Origin of the sequence: Nakamurella panacisegetis (genome assembly GCF_900104535.1) — a bacterium.
Taxonomy (GTDB): Bacteria; Actinomycetota; Actinomycetes; order Mycobacteriales; family Nakamurellaceae; genus Nakamurella; species Nakamurella panacisegetis.
The window spans coordinates 2,702,764-2,723,172 of record NZ_LT629710.1 but is presented as its reverse complement, the minus strand read 5'-3'; the positions used below and the strand labels follow the sequence as shown (position 1 = coordinate 2,723,172).

The window sequence follows — 20,409 nt, the reverse complement described above, 5'->3', positions numbered from 1 at the left end:
ACGAGACGCCGTCCGCACGCGAGCCGTCATCGACGAGCGGGCTGACCGACCGCTCGGGCGAGCCATCGGCCCGCGTCGCGTTGGTCACCGCCGCTGGTCCCCGGGCGGTGGCGCCCACGGGTCCACGGGCCCGGCCGGGTCGGTCGGTCCGTTCTGGTCCGGCGCCCGATGACCGCCTGGTCCCTGGGTGTGTCCGTTCGTGTACGGGTGCCCATGACCGTTGGCCTGGCCCCAGCCATTGGTGTGCGGGACCCCGTTCGGATGCCCGGCGCCGTTCGCCGGCGGAGCCGGACGCTGGGCTCCGGTCTGCGGGTCACCCTGGCCGTTCCAGGCCCCGGGCAGCGGGGCCAGCGGGCCGGGGATGACGCCTCCGGTCCAGTTCTGCGGCTGCCCGGCCTGGGCCGGTGGGCTGTACGGGGTCGGACCGGGGTACTGCTGTCCGTACCCGGCCGGCGCGCCCTGCGGCGGGCCGTAGGGGTAGGGCTGCCCGTAACCGGGCCCGGCCGGCTGCCCGCCGGGCGCCCCGACCGGGACCGGGGGCTTCTGCAGCTGCGGCGGCGGCCAAGGCTCGCCGCGTTCCATGGCCAGTTCACCCGGGGTCTTGATCGGCGGTCGGTCGGACGGCGTGCGCTGGCCCCAGTCGTCGAACGTGGTGATCCGGGGACGCTTGACGACCGAGGCGAAAATGACCTCGAGATCCTTGCGCTCCAGGGTCTCCCGTTCCAGCAACTTGGTGGCCAGGTCGTCGAGGACGTCCCGGTACTCGTTGAGTACGGCCCAGGCCTCGGTGTGGGCCGCTTCGATCAGGGCGCGGACCTCACCGTCGATCTCGGATCCGACCTCGATTGAGTAGTCCGGCGAGTGGCCGTAGGTGCGGCCCAGGAACGGCTCGTCGTCGCCGGTGCCGTACTTCACCGCACCGAGCTTGGCCGACATGCCGTACTCGGTGACCATGGAGCGGGCGATCTTGGTGGCCTGCGCGATGTCGGAGGAGGCGCCCGTCGTGGGCTCGGCGAAGACCAGCTCCTCGGCCGCCCGGCCGCCGAGGGCCATCACCAGACGGGCGATCATCTCGGTGCGGGTCATCAGACCCTTGTCGTCCTCGGGGACGACCAGGGCGTGTCCGCCGGTGCGACCCCGCGGCATGATCGTCACCTTGTAGACCGGCTCCAGGTCGGGCATGGCCCAGGCCGCGAGCGCGTGACCGCCCTCGTGGTAGGCCGTGATCTTGCGTTCCTTCTCGGAGATGATCTTGCCCTTGCGGGCCGGGCCACCGACCACCCGGTCGACCGACTCCTCCAGTGCGGCATTGGTGATCATCGTGCCGTGGGTGCGGGCGGTGAGCAGCGCGGCCTCGTTGATCACGTTGGCCAGGTCGGCGCCGGACATCCCGACGGTGCGCTTGGCCAGCGGCAGGAACTCGACGTCGGGGGCGAAGGGCTTGCCCTTGGCGTGGACGGCCAGGATGGCCTGGCGGCCCTTGAGGTCGGGCTGACCGACCGGGATCTGCCGGTCGAACCGTCCGGGCCGCAGCAAGGCGGGGTCCAGGATGTCCGGCCGGTTGGTCGCGGCGATCAGGATGATGCCGCCCTTGGACTCGAAGCCGTCCATCTCGACCAGCAACTGGTTGAGGGTCTGCTCACGCTCGTCGTGGCCGCCGCCCATGCCGGCGCCGCGGTGACGGCCGACGGCGTCGATCTCGTCGACGAAGATGATGGCCGGGGAATTGGCCTTGGCCTGTTCGAACAGGTCACGGACACGGCTGGCGCCGACGCCGACGAACATCTCGACGAAGTCGGATCCGGAGATCGTGTAGAACGGCACCCCGGCCTCGCCGGCCACCGCCCGGGCCAGCAGGGTCTTGCCGGTGCCGGGCGGCCCGTAGAGCAGCACGCCCTTGGGGATCTTGGCGCCCAGGGCCTGGTACCGGGCCGGGTTCTGCAGGAAGTCGCGGATCTCGTCGAGTTCCTCGACGGCCTCGTCGGCCCCGGCCACGTCGGTGAACTTGGTCTGCGGCATGTCCTTGTTGAGCAGCTTGGCCTTGGACTTGCCGAAGCTCAGGACCTTGTTCCCGCCGCCCTGTGCGTTGTTCATCATCCAGAGCAGGAACAGGATGATCAGTCCGATGGGGACGATGTACAGGAGCAGGGAGAACAGCGTCGACTGGCTGGTGACCTGGGTGTCGTAGGCCGGCGCGCCCTTGGCCTTCTGCACGGCCAGGAAGACGTCGTCCGAGGCCGCCGCCGGGTAGAGGGCGTAGACCTGGCTCGAACCGTCGACGGGGGTGTTGAGGATCAGCCGGATGCGCTGTTCCTTGTCGTCGATGGTCGCCTGCTTGACGTTGCCGTTGGACAACTGGGAGAGCACGACGGAGGTCGGTTCCACCTTGTAGTTCTTCGTGTCGTCGGCGAGGTAGCTGTAGAGCAGATACGCGACGAAGACGACGGCCACCCAGAGTAGAGGGGAGCGGATCAGGCGCTTACGGTCCATGTGGCGTTCGGCCGCACTGCGGCCTCCACCCTCTCTGCGGAGTCAGACACCGGGTCCCGTCGCTGCCCGCCGGCCGAGACCGGCGACGAAGGGCGGAACCGCGTGTTTACGTGGTTGAGCTGATGAGTTCAGTGGCCGAGCGCACACCGCCCAGCGCCGAGAATCAGAGGCTCTGCCTCGTCAACACGCCGCGGAACGCGCAGGCGCGACCATTCCATTGAGCGTACCGCGCACTGATTTGGTTCCCGGCGCGTTCGTCGAGGGTGCGGGCCCCCGTGTGGCCGGCCCGGTCGAAGGGGCCGGCCGGCCGCCGGAGGGGCCGACCGGGCCCGCGCCGTCAGGGCTCGTCAGGCGTACATGTGCTCCCCGAGGAGACCGACGAACGGCAGGTCGCGGTAGCGCTCGTTGAAGTCCAGGCCGTAGCCGACGACGAAGTCGGTCGGGATGTCGAAGCCGACGTAGGCGACGTCCACCTCGACCTTGACCGCTTCCGGTTTGCGGAGCAGGGCGACGATCTCGATGGACGCCGGGCCGCGGGTCTGCAGGTTCTTGTGCAACCAGGACAACGTCAGCCCGGAGTCGATGATGTCCTCGACGATGATGACGCGGCGTCCGGAGATGTCTCGGTCGAGGTCCTTGAGGATGCGGACCACGCCGGACGACGAGGTCGAGGATCCGTAGGAGCTGACCGCCATGAACTCCATCTCGGAGGGGATCGGCAACGCCCGGGCGAAGTCGGTGACGAACATCACCGCACCCTTGAGCACGCAGACCAGCAGCGGCGGGGTGTCTCCGGTGTGGTTGGCCGCCACCGCCTCGGCCAGGGCGACGATCTTCGCCTGCAGCACGTCCTGAGTGATCAAGGTCGCCGCCAGCTCGCCGACGTACCCGTGTCCCAGACCCGGATCGAGGTCGCCCGGGCCCGGACGGATCGCGTCGGCCGAGGTCAGCGTGGTGGTGAGGGTCGATACCGCGGGGGTTGCCGAGCTGCCGGACACAGTTCTCCTCAGGAGTCGATGCGCGGGTCCTTCGGGACCGTCCGCACCGCGGACGGCGTCAACCCGGCATCAGGGACGCTACGTCTGCCCAGCCTGCCACTCCCCCGGGCCGTCACCGAACCCACCCCGGCCGCGGACACGCGCCGCTCCGCCTCCGCGCCCAGCCCCCCGGCCCGAGGATCCCCGCCCCGAGAACCGGACCTGGTCGGTTCAACCGGCGGGGACGGCTCGCAGCAGCGGCCCGGTGCGGACCGCGTCGAGCGCGCCGGGCAGCCGAACCGCGCCCGAGCGGCGCGTCCCGGTGACCAGGGAGTCGAGCCGGTACAGATGGTCGGCCGTGAGTGCCTTCGCTCCCACGGCATCGGCCCAGGCCCGCAGGGCCCGCCGGCGGAGCGCGACCGGGTGCCGCACCAGTTCGGTCACCTCCACGGCCCCGCCGGGCTGCCACACATCGGCCAGCACCCGGGCCGCCAGGTGGTCCAGGGCCTGGAGGTCCTCGGCCAGCATGGTCGCCGTACGGGCCAGAGCCGGCGTCACGCCGCCGCCCAGCACGTCCTCCAGCAGAGGCAGCACCTCGCGCCGCAGCCGCACCCGGGTGAACGCCGGGTCGACATTCTGCGGGTCGTCCCAGTAGGTCAGACCGGCCTCGCGGCAAGCCTTCTCGGTGTCGGTGCGGCGCAGACCGAGGAACGGACGGCCCCACGGCGCCCGCCACGGCGCCATACCGGCGATGGACCGGGGGCCCGAACCACGCCCGAGACCGAGCAGCACCGTCTCCGCCTGGTCGTCCGCGGTGTGGGCGAGCAACACCAGACCACCCGGGTCGGGTCGGAGGGCCTGGTACCGCGCGGCCCGGGCCGCCGCCTCCAGGCCGCCGACCGAGCCGACCGTCACCGTCTCGATCCGCACTGTGCGGTAACCGATCTCGTGCAACTGGGCCGCGGTGGTCACCGCGCGGTCGGCCGAACCGCCCTGCAGCTGGTGATCGACCGTCACGGCGTCCAGCCGGCCCTCGTCGAGTTCGGCGAAGGCGGCTGCGGCCAACGCCAGCGAGTCGGCGCCGCCGGAACAGGCGATGCTGACCGTGGCCGATGGGGGCGCGAACGCCGTCATCCAGTCGCGGACGGCCGCCCGGACCAACTCGACGGTCACGTCAGGACCCGGCGCATCCAGCTCTCCGGCTCGGTGGTTTCCGCTCTGGTCGGCAGGGTGTCGGGCGAGCTCCAGATGGTGTTGAAGGCGTCCATTCCGGCCCGCTCGACGACCGTCCGCACGAACGCCGCACCCTTGACGTACTGCGCCATCTTCATGTCCATGCCCAGCAGCGATCGCAGGAGGCGATCGAACGGACCGCGGCCCTTCTTGCGGCGCAGCGTGAAGGCCGAGCGGATCTCGCCCACCGACGGGATGACGGCCGGCCCGACCGCGTCCATGACGTGATCGGCGTGGCCTTCGAGCAACGTCATCAGGGCCATCAACTGGTCGAAGACGGCCCGTTGCTCGGGCGACTGGATGGTCTCGATCCACGAGGATCCTTCGGTCCGGCCCTTGATGGCGCCGACCATCCGTCCCAGCATCTCGCTCGGATCGGTGTCGATCGCCGATCCGAATTCGGCGACCAGTGACCGGAAGTGCTCCCGCAACCACGGCACGGCGGTGAACTGCAGCCGGTGCGTGCTCTCGTGCAGACACACCCACATCCGGAAGTCGACCGGGTCGACGTGCAGCTCCCGCTCGACCTTGATGATGTTCGGTGCCACCAGGAGGAGAACGCCGGGCCCGGCCGCGTCAGGCCCGGCCATCGACAGCGGGTCGTACTGACCGAGCACGCGACTGGACAGGAAGCTCAGCACCACCCCGAGCTGGGCTCCGGCCAGGGTCTTGGCCCGGGGCGCGCGGCCGAGTCGGCCGATCAGCTTCTCGGCCAGCGGGGCGGTGAGCTCGGCCATGCCCTTCGCCGTGGCCTCGATCCAGTGGGGCCGGTCGACCACCCGGGCCGCCTCGACCGGCAGGCCGTGGCCAAGGCCGGTGGTATCGCGGACGATCAACTCGGCCTTGGCCGAGAACTGTTGCAGATCGTCCACCGCTTGCCGGGCCTGCTCGGCCGACACCTGCGGCCCGGTGGGGGCCATCCGCTGTCCGGCCCGGACGGCGGCGGCCCAATCGATCGCTTCGGCTGCCATGGGTCAACGGTAGAGCAGCCGCGGTCGGACGATCAGGTGCAGCCGCACTGCCGCAGCGCCGCGGCGAAAACGTCCTGTGCGTTGCGCACCGGAGCGGACACCCCGTTGGAGTTCAGCGCGAACACGAGGATCCGGCCGTCGACGTCCGGCACGTAGCCAGCCAAGGCATAGGTGACGGCGACCGATCCGGTCTTGGCCCGCACCCAGCCGATGCCCGGCTTCGCCGCCGCCGAGCTGAAGCGGTTCTCGGCCTTGCTCAATGTGCCGGACACCCCGGCCACCGGAAGTCCGGTCAGCAGGCCACGCAGGGCCGGCACCGCTTTGACCTTGCCGTTCGCCTGGCGGACCTGGCCGGTCACGGCCGCTTCCATGATGTCCGCCAGCAGGCCGACCGGGACGCTGTCGGAGCTGGTGCTGTCGGTGGAGTTGGCCAAACCTGACCCGTCGAGGATGGTCGTCTTGCTCAGCAGCGTCTTGTCGAAGCCCAGGTCCTCCAGGGCGATCTTGATGGCGTCACGCTCTCCGGCGAAGCTGGGCGCCCCACCCATCGAGATGGCCACCTGCCGGGCCAACGCCTCGGCCAGCACATTGTCCGAGTTGAGCAGGGCCTGGGCCAGGAGGACGGACATGGGCTGGGACCGGACCGAGCCGAGCACCTTGGCGTTCTTCGGGGTCTGGCCGGGACTGGACTCGGCCTGCACCGGCAGGGTTGCGTTTCCCAGCGCGCGGGCCAGCGCCTTGCCCGCCGTGACGGCCGGAGTGCCGGTGCGGGCGGACGTCTCGTTCGACGGATCGGTGCGATCACCGTCGACCATCAGCGGCACCATGTGGGTGATCGCACCGCCGGCGATGTCCTTGATGTCCCATCCGGGTGCCAGGTTGTTGCTCGGACCGGCGTTCTCGTTGGTCCAGTAGCTGGTGTCCAGCAGGATCTTCGTGACCTTGACCCCCGAGGCCAGGACCTGGGAGGCCAGGTCGCCCATGGTCGGGGCACCGTCGTAGACGGTGGCCACATTGGCGGCCCGCGCCGACAGGGTCACGTCTCCCCCGCCGACCAGGATGATCGTCCCGGGATCGGCCCCCTGGACCACCTTGGTGGTGAAACGGCTGGCCGGATCGACCTTGGTGAGCAACGCGGCTCCGGTCAGCAGCTTCAGGGTGGAGGCGGGAGCGGTCGGCGTGGTCGGGTCCTTCTTCCACAACACGGTGCCGGTGGCCGCGTCGATGACCTCTCCGGTGTAGTTGGCCAGCGCGTTGTGGGCCAGCGCGGGGGCCAGCCGCTTGGCGACGCCGGCCGCCGTCGGGGTCTTGCCCGACTTGATGCCGAGCGGCTTGACCGCCGCGGCCGGCGCGGTGACCGGCGGGTCAACCGCGGAGACGGTCGGCGGGGCCACGACCGAGCTGACCGACGACGATGCGGTCGAGTTCTTGGCCGACTTCGGCCAGAAGATCACCGCCACCGTCGCCGCCGCGGCCACCAGGACGATCGACAGGACGATGACGATGGCCCTACGGCTCGACGAACGTGTCGCAGACACAAGAACTCCCTCTGGCGCGCGCCTCCGCACCGATTGCACTACGTGATCAAGCGATTGTGATGGAAACGCACTGTGATCGAAACCTCGCACTGCGAGGTCTCCGATCGGGTTCATCAAGCCCCGGGACCGGGTCCGTCCAGACTAGAGTCTGGACGTAGGCAGTTTGTGAAGCGGCGGCCCGGGTGATCCGGTGGTGCCAGGCGCAGTCACGGCAATCGCCTCCACATGGGCAGATACGATCATCCGACCGGCGGTGTTCGACCCCGGGGTCGATCGCAACGAGGCGAGAGAAGGTAGCAGAAGTCGTGGAATTCGACGTCACCATTGAGATCCCCAAGGGCAGTCGCAACAAATATGAGGTGGACCACCACAGTGGCCGTATCCGGCTCGACCGGACCTTGTTCACGGCGACGCAGTACCCCGCCGACTACGGCTTCATCGACAACACCCTCGGTCAGGACGGCGATCCGCTGGACGCCCTGGTCCTGCTCTCCGAGCCGACGTTCCCGGGCTGCCTGATCCTGGCCCGCGCCATCGGCATGTTCCGCATGACGGACGAGAAGGGCCCGGACGACAAGGTCCTCTGCGTCTCGGCCAACGACCCGCGGCAGGCGAACCTCCAGGACATCGGCGACATGTCGATCTTCGAGCGCCTGGAGATCCAGCACTTCTTCGAGGTCTACAAGGACCTGGAACCCGGGAAGAGCGTCGAGGGGGCCAACTGGGTCGGGCGCGGCGACGCCGAGACCGAGATCCGCATCTCCTTCGATCGCGAGCGCAAGCGCCTCGCGGCCGAGGCCGAGGCGGCTGCCAACGGTGAGGCCCCGGCCCACCACTGATCCGGATGTGAGGAAGCGGACCGACCCATCACGGGTCGGTCCGCTTCTGCGTTTGGCGGGTCCGATGCCCGTCTACCGGTCGCGCGCGACGCCGGCCGGGCTCGCCGGAGCGCTTGGGTCAGGCGCGGGCCGGATCGGTGGTGAGCATCGGATCCGCGACGGCCAGATGGACGAGGACCTCCGCCGTTGACGACGCCAGCATCAGTTCCTTCTCCGCCGCCGTCACGCCGACCAGCTGCAGGAACGACACCCGGCCGTTCGGGGTGAGGATCTCGCCCAGCCGTGGATCGAGCGTCAGGGCGTACGCGGTGAGGCCGGTGTCCGGGGCGTCGGCAAGGTTCGGGAATCCGGTGATCGGGGCACGGAAGTCGACGCGGCCACCGGCGGCCAGCCCCTGGATCCTCCCGGCGTTCACCGACTTGGCGATCTCGTTGATGATGACGAAGGGCCATTCCGGCGCCACCTCGGTCGGGCCGGCGGGCACCCGCAACGTCAACTCGAATCCCCACCCGGAGACGGCCGGATCGGCATCGGGGGCCGGCTCGTAGAGTTCGCTCAGGCCGTAGGTGACGTAGTGCCAGTGTCCGTCGACCGGGTACGCCGAGCAGCCTTGGAGGTTGTCGCTGCGTCCCATCGGGGGGTCGTAGGCGACATGCGTGGGCTGCGTGGAGCCGTACACAGCAGTCAGGGTCGCGTCGATGGCGTCCCAGCCGGGGGCCGGGAGATCGAGGTCGGCGTCATCCGGCTCGAGGCCGGTAGCAGTGTCGTCGTTCACGCGGCCATGCTGCCATGCCGTTGGCCTTCGGACAGCCGCTACCAGCGGGAGCCGCGCTGCACTTCACGAAGCTTGGGGCGAACGTCCAACACATAGACCAACTCACCGACGAGGGCGGCCAACCACAGCAGGCCCGTCGGCGGACCGAAGGCCCCGAACGGGAATGCGAGGCCCAGCAAGGACACGATGGCGCAGGCGACGGTGATCCCGCTCCAGGTGCCCTTGGTCTGCTTGTCAGCGGCCGCGAACGCGTCCGGCCGGCGGGTGCTGGCGTCACCGGCCGCGAAGACCCCGAGGACGACCCCGCCGATCGCCAGGAGCCAGATGATGGCGTTGATGACGGGTTCGACGAGGTTCATGTCTTCGAGAATACCTGCGCCCGCGAAAGGTCACGGGAGCTGATCATGGCGCGCGCGACTGCCCGTTCGGGCCGAAATCAGGTCTCGGTGGCCGGCGTGATGACGATCGGCGTTTCCCCGGGTGAGCCGGCCGGCTTCACGACCCGCTTGCGGGCCGCCGCTCTGGGGGTGGCCTTGGCCGCGGACGCTTTCGGGGCGCCGGCCCCGGTGGCCTTCGGGGTTGCGGCGCGGGGAGCTCGGGGCTTCGGCGTGGCCACCGGGGTGGCGACCGGAGTGACCTTGGCCCGCGGGGCCCTCACGGCCGGGGCCTTCGCCGCCGGAACCTTCGCCGCCGGGGCCTTCGCCGCCGGAACCTTGGCCGCCGTGGCCTTGGCGGCCGGAGCCTTGGCGGCCGGAGCCTTGGCCGCGGGGGCCTTGGCCGGACGGGTCCTGGCGGCGACCGCATCGACGACGGCGCCCGGGTGCAGGCCGGTGGCCCTGACCTTGTTCCAGGTCTTGTCGCCGCGGTCGGCGAGGTTGCCGTAGATCATGCCGGCCAGCTGGGTGTAGGCCTCGAGGGTCTCCCGGACCGCATCCGGCGAGAGCGACTGGGCGGCGGCCTGCAGTTCGGCCAACTTGTCGGGCAGGGTCGAGATCAGTTCCTGGGCCTTGGCCGGCGCCTCGGCGGCGAAGGACTCGATGCTGCCGGCGACATCGGCGGCGACCTTCTGCGCCTTCGACGGGAGGTCGACCACCTTGGCGCCGAGGTCGGCGGCCGCCGACCGGACGTCGGTCACGTCGAGGGACGGCGGCGACACGCGGTCGCCGATGGATTCGCTGAGTGATTCCCGGAGGTCGGCCAGACGCGCGACGGCCATGTCGCCGGCGCCGATGGCGGCCAGCAGCGGTCGGGGCAGATCGGAGAAGCGGGCCGCCAGTTGCTCGACGGCGTTCTCGGATACGGCACGGATGTCGGTGATCAGGGACATGACCTGCTCCTTCTGGCCCCGGTGGGGCCGATCGGCGAATGGTTCCGGACTGCTTCAGCCGGTGACGTCGGCCTGGGCTTCGGCTTCCTTGCAGAAGGCCGCGTAGATATCGATGAGCGAGGACTTCTGTCGTTCGGTCAATGTGGTGTCGGCTCTGATGGCGAGCACCACGTCGGGTGCGTCGGCGGTATCCAGAATGCCGGCCCGGGCGAGGAGGGATTCCACCGAAATCGACAGGCCGTGGGCGATCTGGGCCAGGATCTCCGCGCTCGGCCGCCGCAGGCCCCGCTCGACCTGCGACAGGTAGGGGTTGGAGACTCCAGCCTTCGCGGCCAGGCCGCGGAGCGAGATCTGGGCTGCGGTGCGCTGATCCCGGATGAAGGCGCCCAGGTCCTTGACCGGGGTCAGTACGGGACCGAGATCCATTGCCGCACACCGCCTTCTGAAGCGCTCGCCCGATCGACCGAGTGAATCCCGGACACCGATCTCCACAGTACCCACGAGTGCTTGCAATTGCAAGCAGGCGAGCTAGCGCTGCATACGGGAGTCGGCTCAGCCGACGGAGTTGATCACGCGCAGTGCTTCTCGCTCGGCATTGGCATTGGCCACCAGGCTCCGCGAACCGGCCAGCTTGGCCGAGATGTGATCGGCCACGGTCACCGGTGGATACAACTCGGTCGTCCCCGGTTCGACCATCCCCGGCAGCGTGGAGATGAGTGCGTCCACGTTGCCGTCGTGGAAGTAGGCCGCCGAACGCCGTCGTTCGATCCGCCCATTCACCACCGGTGGCTTGACGCGGTGCAATGTCGACTTCCACACCTCGTTCGTCCAGCGAGCCGTCAGATCGCCCAGATTGACCAGCAGGGCACCAGGTTCCGGCATGACGTCATGCCACGATCCGTCGTCCGCGAGGACCTGTAGGCCGGCGACCCGGTCGGCCCACAACACGGTGACGATTCCGTAGTCGGTGTGCTCTCCCATCCCGGTCAGGCCGCCGTCGAGGTCGACCTCCCCCGGCGGCAGTGCGTAGTTGTTCATCCGCAGCACGTCCAAGGAGTGGTCGGTGAACCGGTCGAAGTACCGCGGAGGGAGATCGAGGGCGTCGGCGAAGATGGAGGTCAGAGTCCTGGCTACCCGGCCGGCCTCGGCGAACCAGGCCTGGGTCTTCTCCGGGAAGCCGGGAACCCCGTCCGGCCACACGTTGTCGGCGTAGTGCGCAGCCGGGAGATCGAGGTCGGGGTAGGCATCGACGCCCTGACCGATGTTGAACGCCTCGAAGAAGTCGTTCATGCGGGTGGCCGATTCCACCCCGAGGCTGAGCGAGAGTTGCTCGGTCTTCGGCGCGCTGTAACCGCGGTTGACCCCCGCGACGGTCGACTTCTTCTTCTCCCCCAGAGGCCGCGAGAAGAAGTCGTCCATCGCGGATGTGAGTCCTTCGATCGCGTCGGACGGAATCCGGTGGCCCACGATCTGAATGAAACCGACTGTGCGGCAAGCTTTGTCCACCGCCTCGGCGGTCGCTCGCCGATCGGCCTGGTCGCCGGCGCCCGTGTAGGGCGAGATGTCGACGATCGGAACCTGAAATGCGTTCATCTGCGAGCCTCCAGCCCCTGGGGATGTCACGTTCGTCATCAGCCTGGCACGCCGGTGTTTCGGGCGTCGGCGGCGGGATGACCACGGCGTGAATCGAGGCGGGCCGTGGTGAGCACTCAGCTCGACCGGGCGGGTCAGGCCGGCCGGGCAGACTGCCCGAGGCCGCGCGCCGCCGGGGCGGACGGGTGGTCGTAGGACAGGACGACGTCGGCTCGGTCGGCCGGGTGATACTCGGCCCCGTAGCGGGCATCCGCCTCGAGCCACCATTGCCGGTCATCCGGAAGCGACCGCCGCAGCGCTCCCGGCCCGACCTGGGCGAACACCGAGGCGTCCAGCGGCAGGTCCGCGGCCAGCAGGAAGGGGCCGTCGAGGATCACCACGCTCCCGGCCGGGACCCGGGCGGGCGTCTGCCGGACCGAACGATCGGTGCCCGGGTCGCGGAGCCGCGTGATGTGGGGGCGTCCCCCGGCGACCGGCTCGAACAACTCCCGCCGCAGCGCCTCGTCGTCGACCCAGCCGGTCAGCAGCATGTCGACGTCCTCACGCCCCAGCTCCAGCCGCAGGGCGGCCGGACGCCACCACCAGTTGGTCGTGGCGCGCACCACCACCGCGCCGCGGCCACGCATCCGTTCGGCCACCCGGTCGGCGAGTTCGGTCGTGCCGACTTCGGCCGAGCCGTCGAACCCGACGACGGTGCCCGCCGTAGCCGTGACGATCCGGCGACCGTGCAGCTCACCGATCCAGTCGGCCAGCTCGTCGACCAGCCGGGCCGGCGTCAGAGGGATGAAGCGCACCGAGCCAGCGTGCCACAGGCGGACGTGGGCGGGAGGGTCCGGCCGGGTCGGCTCATCCGGCGTTCAGGCACAGACAGAACGGGTGCCCCGACGGGTCGAGGAACACCCGGAAGGTGCTGTCCCCACCCGGAATCCCGGTTGGGCGAGCACCGAGGGCGACCACCCGCTGCTCCCCCACATCCAGGTTGGGCACGTTCAGGTCGAGGTGGGACTGCTGCGGCACCTCCCGGTCGGGCCAGGTCGGCGGCACGTGGTCCGGCGCCAGCTGGAACGCGAGACCGGCCCCGCCGGAGCCGCGGATGGTGATCCAGTCGTCGCTGGCGTCCTCGATCCGCCAACCGAGCACCGCGCAGTAGAACTCGGCGAGCTTGCGCGGCTCGGCGGTGTCGAGCACGGTCAGATCGAAGGTGGCAATGGGCGTCTGAACGCTCTGTTCGGTCATGCCGGCCATCCTGCACCCGACCCCCGACAGGCGGTCAGAGCAGGGCGGTGGCCAGCGTGTAGATCACCAGGCCGGCGAGCGCACCGACCACCGTGCCGTTGATCCGGATGAACTGCAGGTCGCGTCCAACCTGCAGCTCGATCTTGCGGCTGGTGGCCTCGCCGTCCCACCGCGCGATGGTCTCGTCGATGACCCCGGTGATGGTGCGGGCGTGGTTCCGGGCCAGGTAGCCGGCCGCCTCGGCCACCCAGTTGTCCACCTTGGCCGCGGTCGGACCGTCGTCCTGCAACCGCCGCCCGAACGACATCAACCCCTCCAGTACGGACACCCGCAGCGGCGAGGCCGGGTCGTCGGCCGCCGACAGCATGGCCTCCTTGATGGACGACCAGGCTCCGGCGGCCAGCACCCGGATCTGATCGTTGTCCATGATGCGTTCCTTGATCGCCTCGGCCCTGGCGATCGTGTCCGGATCGCTCTGCAGGTCGAGCGCGAACTCGCCGAGGAACTTGTCCAGGGCCAGCCGCAACTGGTGCTGCGGATCGGTCTTCACGGCCAGCGCGAACGTTTCCACCTCCCGGTAGATGCGGTCGGCGACGAGCCCGTCGAGGAACTTCGGGGACCACGACGGGGCCCGTTGGGACACCACCCGGGAGACGAGCGAGTAGTTGTCGCGGATCCAGATGTGGAGCCGGTCGACGATGAAGTCGACCAGTGGATGGTGCTCGCCCCGGGCGAAGACCTCCGCGGCGATCCGGCCCAACGGCGGCCCGACCTTGGTCTCGGCGATCTTCCGGCGGGCGATCGCCTCCAGCACGCCGGCGACCTGGTCGTCCTTGAGAACGGTGGCGATCCCGCGCACGGCGGTCGCCAGTTCGGCGGTGATACGTCCGGCCCCGGCCGGCGAGGCCAGGTAACCCCCCAGCTTCGCGGCGATGGAGAACCGACCGAGCTTCTCCCGGATCACCTCCTCGGACAGGAAGTTGGTCGCGACGAACTCCGACAGGGACGACCCGATCGCGTCCTTACGGGTCGGAATGATCGCCGTGTGCGGAATCGGCAGGCCGAGCGGCCGCCGGAACAGGGCGGTCACGGCGAACCAGTCGGCCAGCGCGCCGACCATGCCGGCCTCGGCCGCCGCCCGGACGTACCCGAGCCAGGGATGACGGTCCTGCAACGAGAACGCGATCACGAAGACCACCGCCATCAGCACCAGCATCCCGACGGCGATCAGCTTCATCTGCACCAGTCGTCGTCGACGCTCCGCGTCAGCCGGCGTCAGGACTTGCGCGTTCGTCATGCGGTCATTGTCCGTCCCCGGCGAACCGGGACCCGACCGCCGACGGGCCGCGCGGAGGCGACGGCGGTCGGGTGCGGTAGGAATGCACCATGCCCCTGGTTCCCGCGCTCGCGCCCTTCCGCACGACGATCTTCGCCGAGATGTCGGCCCTGGCCGCGCGGACCGGAGCGATCAACCTGGGGCAGGGCTTCCCGGACAGCGACGGACCGCCGGCCATGCTGGAGGCGGCCCAGCAGGCCATCCGCGACGGGTTCAACCAGTACCCACCCGGCCCCGGCATCCCGGCGCTGCGGCGGGCGATCGCCCTGGCCCGGCAGCGTGACCGGGGCCAGACCTTCGACCCGGACACCGAGGTACTGGTCACGGTCGGCGCCACCGAGGCCATCGCCGCCGCGGTCATCGCGCTGGTCCAGGCGGGCGACGAGGTCATCATGCTCGAGCCGCACTACGACTCCTATCCGGCCGTGGTCGCCATGTCCGGCGCGAAACACGTTTCGGTACAACTGAAGGCGACCGCTGATCGGTTCGCCCTCGACCTGGACGACCTGGCCGCCGCGGTCACCCCCCGGACGCGGATGATTCTGCTCAACACCCCGCACAATCCGACCGGCACCGTCCTCACCCGGGCCGAACTGCAGGGCATCGCGGACCTGGCCATCGAGCACGACCTGGTCGTGGTGGCGGACGAGGTGTACGAGTACCTGACGTTCGACGGGACCGAGCACGTCCCGATCGGCACGCTGCCCGGTATGGCCGAGCGGACCATCACCGTCTCCAGTTCCGGCAAGACGTTCGCCGCCACCGGATGGAAGATCGGCTGGGCTTGCGGCCCACAGGAACTCGTCGCCGCCGTCCGGGCGGCCAAACAGTTCCTCACCTACGTCGGCGGGGCCCCGTTCCAGCCGGCCGTGGCCTACGCCCTGGAACACGAGATCGCCTGGGTTGCTGAGCTGCGGGACAGCTTGCAGCACAAGCGGGACCGCCTGTGCCAGGGGTTGACGGCCGCCGGCTTCGAGATCTTCCGGCCGCAGGGCACCTACTTCGTCGTCACCGACATCCGCTCGATCAGTGCCCGGCTCGGCCGGCCGGCCGACGGCATGGCGTTCTGCCTTGACCTTCCGGAGCTGGCCGGTGTGGTGGCCGTCCCGCAGGAGGTCTTCCACGACGACCCGGCCGACGGGAGGCCTTTCGTCCGGTTCGCCTTCTGCAAGCAGGACCGGATCATCGACGAGGCCGCCGACCGTCTGGCCCGGATGAGCCGATGACGAGCCCATCACGCGATCGGGTGGCCGCGATCCTGGCTGCGCACCCCGTCCTGGACGGGCACAACGACATCGCCTGGGCGCTGCGCAAACAGGTCGCATACGACCTCGACGCCCGCGACCTGGCAACGTCACAACCCTTGCTGCACACGGACATCCCCCGGCTGCGGGCCGGCGGTGTCGGCGCCCAGTTCTTCTCGGTCTACGTGCCCGGAACCCTGTCCGGCGGCGCCGCGGTCACCGCGACGCTGGAGCAGATCGACGCTGTTGCCGCGATCATCGGCCGCTACCCGGAGACCTTCGCCGCCGCCCGGACCGCCGCCGACGTGCGGGCGGTGATGCAGTCGGGACGAATTGCCGCGCTGATGGGCGCCGAGGGCGGACACAGCATCGACGGGTCGCTGGCCGTGCTGCGCACGCTGCACCGACTCGGGGTCGGCTACCTGACCCTCACCCACAACGAGAACCCGCGCCGGGACGGGGTGGCCTGGGCCGACGCGGCCACCGACCGACCGGAGGCGGGCGGGTTGAGCGACTTCGGGCGTGAGGTGGTCCGGGAGATGAACCGGCTCGGCATGCTGGTCGACCTCTCGCACGTCGCGCCGGTCACCATGCACGCCGCCCTGGATGTCAGCAGTGCACCGGTGATCTTCTCGCACTCGTCCTGCCGGGCCGTCACCGATCACGTCCGGAACGCTCCGGACGACGTGCTGTCCCGGCTGGCCGCCGGGGGCGGCGTCGTCATGGTGACGTTCGTGCCGGACTTCGTTTCCCAGCGCGTCGCCGACCGCGCGGCCGCTCACGACCGCCGGCGCGAGGAACTGGGGCTGGCCAAGGTGACCGTGTACACCCAGGACGCCGCGACTCCCCCCGAGCCGGCGGCCGCCGCGGAACTGGCCCGCTGGGAGGCGGCCAACCCGGCACCGACGGCGAGCTTGTCCGACGTCGCCGACCACCTCGACCACGCCCGCGAGATCGCCGGGATCGATCACGTCGGGCTGGGCGGTGACTACGACGGCGTGGAATCGCTTCCGACCGGTTTGCAGGATGTGTCGAAGTACCCGGACCTGCTGGTCGAGCTGGCCGACCGCGGCTGGAGCGACGCCGACCTGACCGCACTGACCAGCGGCAACATCCTGCGCGTGCTGCAGGCGGCGCAGGACGTCGCCGAGGGCTGAGCCGGAGTCAGGCCGGCCGGGACGCGGCCGAAGACACGTCCGCCGGCGGTGCTGGGACCCGGCGCGCGACGCTCGTCTGCATCACCAGTTCGGCGTCGTCCAGGGTCAGCTCGACGCCGATGGACTCGATTCCGGCCAGCGAGGTCGGGTGCGTCCCACCGCAGAGGATCCGTTCCTGCCCGTCGGGCAGGGTGCAGACCCAGGTGCGACGATCGGTCAAGCCAGGGCCGTCGGCCTCGATCGAAATCGTCGCGCCGGCCGCCACCCAGCCGGCCAGCCGAGCGTTGACGGCCGCCGTGAGCTCGGCCAGCGGTAGATCTGCACTGTCGAAACCCTTCTTGCGCAACGACTTCCCGAGGCGGTAGACGTCAGTGGCACCGTCCGGTCGGATCCGGGAGTTGGCCAGCGCCAGCTGGTCGAAGTTCGGATGCCCCAACCCGTCGACCGGTACCGGCTTCCGCCAGCGATCGGCCAGAGCGGCGTTCAGGGCCAGGGCCGCGATGTGGCACGCGGTGTGGCCGCGACCGAGGGCATCCCGGTGGGCGGCGTCGACCGCCAGCTGGACCCGCTCGCCGACCTCCGGCCGGACCTGGTCGGCCCCGATGACGTGCACGACGACGAACGCCCAGCCGGGCTCTCCGCGACGGACCGGAATATTAGTTGCAATCAGCAAGTTGTGACCGTCTGTGGCTCCCAGGACGACGTCGACCACCTCGACCGTGACACCGCTGATCGAGACGACGCCGCGGTCGGGTCCCTGGTCGGGCCATCCGTGGTCGACCGGATGGAACGGCGACACATCGGTGACGAATCCGAGCAGTCCACCCGGCCCAAGATCGTCCAGTGGCACCACGGCCAGAACTTCGCCGTCGGCGGTCAGGCCACCGGCCGGGAAGGTCACACGGGTGTCTTCGAGTGGGAGCACTCGCCCATCCAACCGCACCCCGGAAGTCTCGATCACCACGAGTCGGTCGGTCACAGGGGACACACAGTGGCCGGACAGCCGGTCCATTCTTGAGCAGCGCAAAGTAATCCGGGTGAACGCATCGACCCTCCCGCCTCCGGCCCCCACCGCGGCCCGGGACCTCGCGACTCCCCCGGTGGCGAGCGGCTCCGTCGGCGGCCAGGGTCTGAAGTTCGTCCTGATCGGCAGCGCCGGGACCCTGGTCCAGCTCGGCCTCTACGGCTCCGCCGCCGACCTGATCGGTGCGCAGATCGCGTCCGCGCTCGCCTGGTTGATCTCGACGCTGGTGACCAATGCCGCGCACCGGGCGGTGACCTTCGGCGTTCGGGGCCACACCCGCAACCGCGCCGATCAGGTCGTCGCGTTCCTGACGTGTCTGGTCGGCCTGTTGATCACCTCACTGGTGCTGACCCGGATCTCCGACGCGGACGGGCCGTCCGGCATCATGGCCATCCTGGTCGTCAACTCCGTCGTCGGAGCGGCCCGGTTCGGCGGGATGCGGTGGTGGCTCAGCGCAGCGGGCCAGCGCTTCGGCACGCACGTGGCGGCCGCCGTGAACGCGGCCCGCGGCAGCTGGGATCAGCACCGTCGGCTGGGCGGCCAGCCCCACTGATGTGAGGGGCGGCCGATGACCCTTCCGTCACCCCGCGTCACCAATGCCACGGGTTCGGCCGTCCGATTCATCCCGTATCTCTGCCCGACGTGACGATCCGTGAATCGATACGGAACCGCTTGACTCTTGCCCACCGTCCCGCTGGTGCGGTACACCATGCAGCACACGATGGTTTCTTCTCGCAGACATCGTCGGCAGCGCCGCCGAGGGTGCCGACCGCCAGATTCCTGAGTGAACCGGAAGTTGCGAGCAGGACGAACGGTGACGGGTACCCGGGCACAACGCGCAGGGCCCCCGCCGCTACCCCCGGAGTAGTGACACCGGATGTGGGTCCTGGACATCGCGCCTCCGGTTGCGGTGAGCGGCTGCGGTGGCCGGATCGGATGCCTCCTCCCAGGGGGCCTCTGAATCCGAACGTCACGGCAGGTCCAGGTCGTCACCCTGGCATCCGCGGGCTGGGTGCAACGTTGCGTCCCCCGTGGGTCCGGCGCCGCGCAGAGGGCCCCGGCCGACCTTGAGGGTGGCCGGGGCCCTCTGCTGTACGCCGACCAGCGCCCGGTTCTTTCGATCCTCGGCGGAGCCGATCGGCGGCCGGTAGCGTCACACCAACGCGGCCGGAGGGTTCCGGCCGGGCCGGTGCGTCGCCGGCGACGAAGAGAAAGCCCGGGCCAACATGTCGTCCGTCCCTGCCTTCCGGACCCGTACCCTGCTCCGCCGGCTCGCCGGGCTGGCCTGCTCGGCCGTACTGCTCGCCGGGTGCGCGACCGCCATCTCCGGACAGGCGGTGAAGGTCGGCGCCGCATCGGATCTCAACCCCCCGGCATCCGGCCCATCCGGCCCAAAGGCCGGCGTCACCCCCGCCGACATCAACGTCAAGAACGACGGCCACACCCAATCCGACACCCTGGCCAAGGACACCATCGCGGATCTCTACGTCTACTACGGGCAGATCTTCCAGAAGGACTTCGGGAAGACGTTCACCCCGGCCAAGGCCCTGGTCTCCTACGACTCGAAGGTCAAGAACGGTCCGACGGTCTGTGGCCGCTCGCTCTACCAGGACGTGAACGCCTCCTACAACCCCTGCGCCGACACCATCGTCTGGGACCGGGGGGTGTTGCTGCCCGACCTGACCAAGGAGGTCGGAGTGCTGGCTGCGCCCACCGTGCTCTCTCACGAGATGGGGCACCTGGTGCAGGACCGCCTGGAGACCAACACCGACAACGTGCTCCTGCTGGAGGAGCAGGCCGACTGCTATGCCGGCGGCTACTGGCGCTGGGTGGCCGACGGCAACTCCCGGTACTTCGATCTGAACCAGACGGCCGGGATCCGCCAGGTACTGTCGGCCATGATGTCGACCGGGGACCCGGTCGGGACCACGACGTCGACCGAGGGCGCGCACGGCAGCGGCTTCGACCGGTCGTACTCGTTCACCCTCGGCTACACCAACGGCGCGAAGCGGTGCAGCCAGATCACGGCGGCCGAGGTGCAGGCGCGGATCACCGAGACCGGCTTCGGGAAGCTCCCGGTCAAGTTCGGCAATGTGGCCATCACCGACAAGTTCATCGGGCAGGTCGCCACCGTCGTCAACAGCTACTTCGCCCAGACTCTCAAGGGCTACCAGGCGCCGAAGCTGGTGCCGTTCGACGGCGCGACCGGACCGGCCTGCAACGGGACCGCGACGCCGTTCCCGGTCGGCTACTGCCAGTCCACGAACACCATCACGTACAACCTGAAGGAACTCGCCCGGATCGGCACCCCGACCGCCGGTTTCAAGTCGATCAACGGCGACTTCTCGGCCGTGCTGATCCTAGTCAGCCGGTATGGGCTGGCCGCGCAGGCGACCACGGGCGGTACTCCGCTGGGCAATCAGTCCGGCCTTCGGGGACTCTGCTACGCCGGGAGCTGGGCGTCCTGGATGCGCACCGCCCGGGGTCCGGACAAGCTGCAGCTCTCGCCGAACGATCTGAACAAGGCCGTCTACGAGGTGTTGAACTCTCCGCTTCCCGCCTCGGATGCGGCCGGCTCGTCGGCCACGTCCGTGCTGGACCAGGTCCAGGCTCTGTACGTCGGCGTCGTGTTCGGCGCGACCCAGTGCTACGACTTCTATTCCAGTTGA

At 69.8% G+C, this 20,409-nt stretch carries 19 protein-coding genes; 5 read left to right on the top strand and 14 right to left on the bottom strand.

The window, feature by feature from the left end; genetic code table 11:
* Positions 1-84 precede the first annotated feature (84 nt).
* From ftsH to BLS97_RS11975, 5 genes are all read right to left on the bottom strand, one after another.
* Positions 85-2,490, bottom strand: coding sequence for an ATP-dependent zinc metalloprotease FtsH (ftsH, locus tag BLS97_RS11995; RefSeq protein WP_090476174.1), 2,406 nt, complete (start codon positions 2,488-2,490; stop codon positions 85-87).
* 347 nt (positions 2,491-2,837) lie between these two features.
* On the bottom strand, positions 2,838-3,389 hold the full coding sequence (gene hpt / locus BLS97_RS11990; RefSeq protein ID WP_090482019.1) for a hypoxanthine phosphoribosyltransferase: 552 nt from the start codon (positions 3,387-3,389) through the stop codon (positions 2,838-2,840).
* 309 nt (positions 3,390-3,698) lie between these two features.
* Positions 3,699-4,640, bottom strand: coding sequence for a tRNA lysidine(34) synthetase TilS (gene tilS, locus BLS97_RS11985; protein ID WP_197676146.1), 942 nt, complete (start codon positions 4,638-4,640; stop codon positions 3,699-3,701).
* Complete coding sequence (locus tag BLS97_RS11980; RefSeq protein WP_090476172.1) at positions 4,637-5,671, bottom strand: zinc-dependent metalloprotease; 1,035 nt, start codon at positions 5,669-5,671, stop codon at positions 4,637-4,639. Before BLS97_RS11980 ends, tilS begins: the two co-directional genes overlap by 4 nt.
* Before the next feature lie 32 nt (positions 5,672-5,703).
* Entirely contained in the window at positions 5,704-7,209 is a 1,506-nt protein-coding gene (locus BLS97_RS11975) for a D-alanyl-D-alanine carboxypeptidase/D-alanyl-D-alanine-endopeptidase (RefSeq protein WP_157695377.1), read from the bottom strand.
* A gap of 305 nt (positions 7,210-7,514) precedes the next feature.
* Here BLS97_RS11975 and BLS97_RS11970 point away from each other — a divergent pair, with 305 nt between their 5' ends.
* Positions 7,515-8,048: an inorganic diphosphatase gene (locus BLS97_RS11970; protein ID WP_090476168.1), complete on the top strand. Its 534-nt coding sequence runs from the start codon at positions 7,515-7,517 to the stop codon at positions 8,046-8,048.
* Positions 8,049-8,166: 118 nt separating this feature from the next.
* On the opposite strand, the gene BLS97_RS11965 is transcribed toward BLS97_RS11970, so the two are convergent.
* From BLS97_RS11965 to BLS97_RS11930, 8 genes are all read right to left on the bottom strand, one after another.
* A complete protein-coding gene (locus tag BLS97_RS11965; protein ID WP_197676145.1) occupies positions 8,167-8,823 on the bottom strand; it encodes a suppressor of fused domain protein in 657 nt (218 codons plus the stop codon).
* A 38-nt stretch (positions 8,824-8,861) separates the two neighbouring features.
* Positions 8,862-9,182 carry a DUF2516 family protein gene (locus BLS97_RS11960; RefSeq protein ID WP_090476165.1) on the bottom strand — a complete coding sequence of 107 codons (321 nt, stop codon included), beginning with the start codon at positions 9,180-9,182 and terminating at the stop codon, positions 8,862-8,864.
* 77 nt (positions 9,183-9,259) lie between these two features.
* Positions 9,260-10,150 carry a hypothetical protein gene (locus BLS97_RS23515; protein ID WP_197676144.1) on the bottom strand — a complete coding sequence of 297 codons (891 nt, stop codon included), beginning with the start codon at positions 10,148-10,150 and terminating at the stop codon, positions 9,260-9,262.
* 54 nt (positions 10,151-10,204) lie between these two features.
* On the bottom strand, positions 10,205-10,576 hold the full coding sequence (locus BLS97_RS11950; RefSeq protein ID WP_090476163.1) for a helix-turn-helix domain-containing protein: 372 nt from the start codon (positions 10,574-10,576) through the stop codon (positions 10,205-10,207).
* 126 nt (positions 10,577-10,702) lie between these two features.
* Positions 10,703-11,743, bottom strand: a complete 1,041-nt coding sequence (locus BLS97_RS11945; protein WP_090476161.1) for an isopenicillin N synthase family dioxygenase — start codon at positions 11,741-11,743, stop codon at positions 10,703-10,705.
* Positions 11,744-11,877: 134 nt separating this feature from the next.
* Positions 11,878-12,537, bottom strand: coding sequence for a nucleoside/nucleotide kinase family protein (locus tag BLS97_RS11940; RefSeq protein ID WP_090476159.1), 660 nt, complete (start codon positions 12,535-12,537; stop codon positions 11,878-11,880).
* A gap of 52 nt (positions 12,538-12,589) precedes the next feature.
* Positions 12,590-12,979 carry a VOC family protein gene (locus BLS97_RS11935; RefSeq protein WP_090482009.1) on the bottom strand — a complete coding sequence of 130 codons (390 nt, stop codon included), beginning with the start codon at positions 12,977-12,979 and terminating at the stop codon, positions 12,590-12,592.
* Positions 12,980-13,013: 34 nt separating this feature from the next.
* Positions 13,014-14,276 (bottom strand): DUF445 domain-containing protein, encoded by a 1,263-nt coding sequence (locus BLS97_RS11930; RefSeq protein WP_172832266.1) that lies wholly within the window; start codon positions 14,274-14,276, stop codon positions 13,014-13,016.
* An 89-nt stretch (positions 14,277-14,365) separates the two neighbouring features.
* Here BLS97_RS11930 and BLS97_RS11925 point away from each other — a divergent pair, with 89 nt between their 5' ends.
* Positions 14,366-15,541, top strand: a complete 1,176-nt coding sequence (locus BLS97_RS11925; RefSeq protein WP_090476155.1) for a pyridoxal phosphate-dependent aminotransferase — start codon at positions 14,366-14,368, stop codon at positions 15,539-15,541.
* Positions 15,538-16,716: a dipeptidase gene (locus BLS97_RS11920; protein ID WP_090476153.1), complete on the top strand. Its 1,179-nt coding sequence runs from the start codon at positions 15,538-15,540 to the stop codon at positions 16,714-16,716. Before BLS97_RS11925 ends, BLS97_RS11920 begins: the two co-directional genes overlap by 4 nt.
* A gap of 7 nt (positions 16,717-16,723) precedes the next feature.
* On the opposite strand, the gene BLS97_RS11915 is transcribed toward BLS97_RS11920, so the two are convergent.
* Complete coding sequence (locus BLS97_RS11915) at positions 16,724-17,641, bottom strand: alanyl-tRNA editing protein (RefSeq protein WP_197676143.1); 918 nt, start codon at positions 17,639-17,641, stop codon at positions 16,724-16,726.
* A gap of 112 nt (positions 17,642-17,753) precedes the next feature.
* Between BLS97_RS11915 and BLS97_RS11910 the strand changes: the two genes are divergently transcribed.
* Both BLS97_RS11910 and BLS97_RS11905 read left to right on the top strand, forming a co-directional pair.
* Positions 17,754-18,293, top strand: a complete 540-nt coding sequence (locus tag BLS97_RS11910; RefSeq protein ID WP_157695376.1) for a GtrA family protein — start codon at positions 17,754-17,756, stop codon at positions 18,291-18,293.
* A gap of 673 nt (positions 18,294-18,966) precedes the next feature.
* Entirely contained in the window at positions 18,967-20,409 is a 1,443-nt protein-coding gene (locus tag BLS97_RS11905) for a neutral zinc metallopeptidase (protein WP_090476150.1), read from the top strand.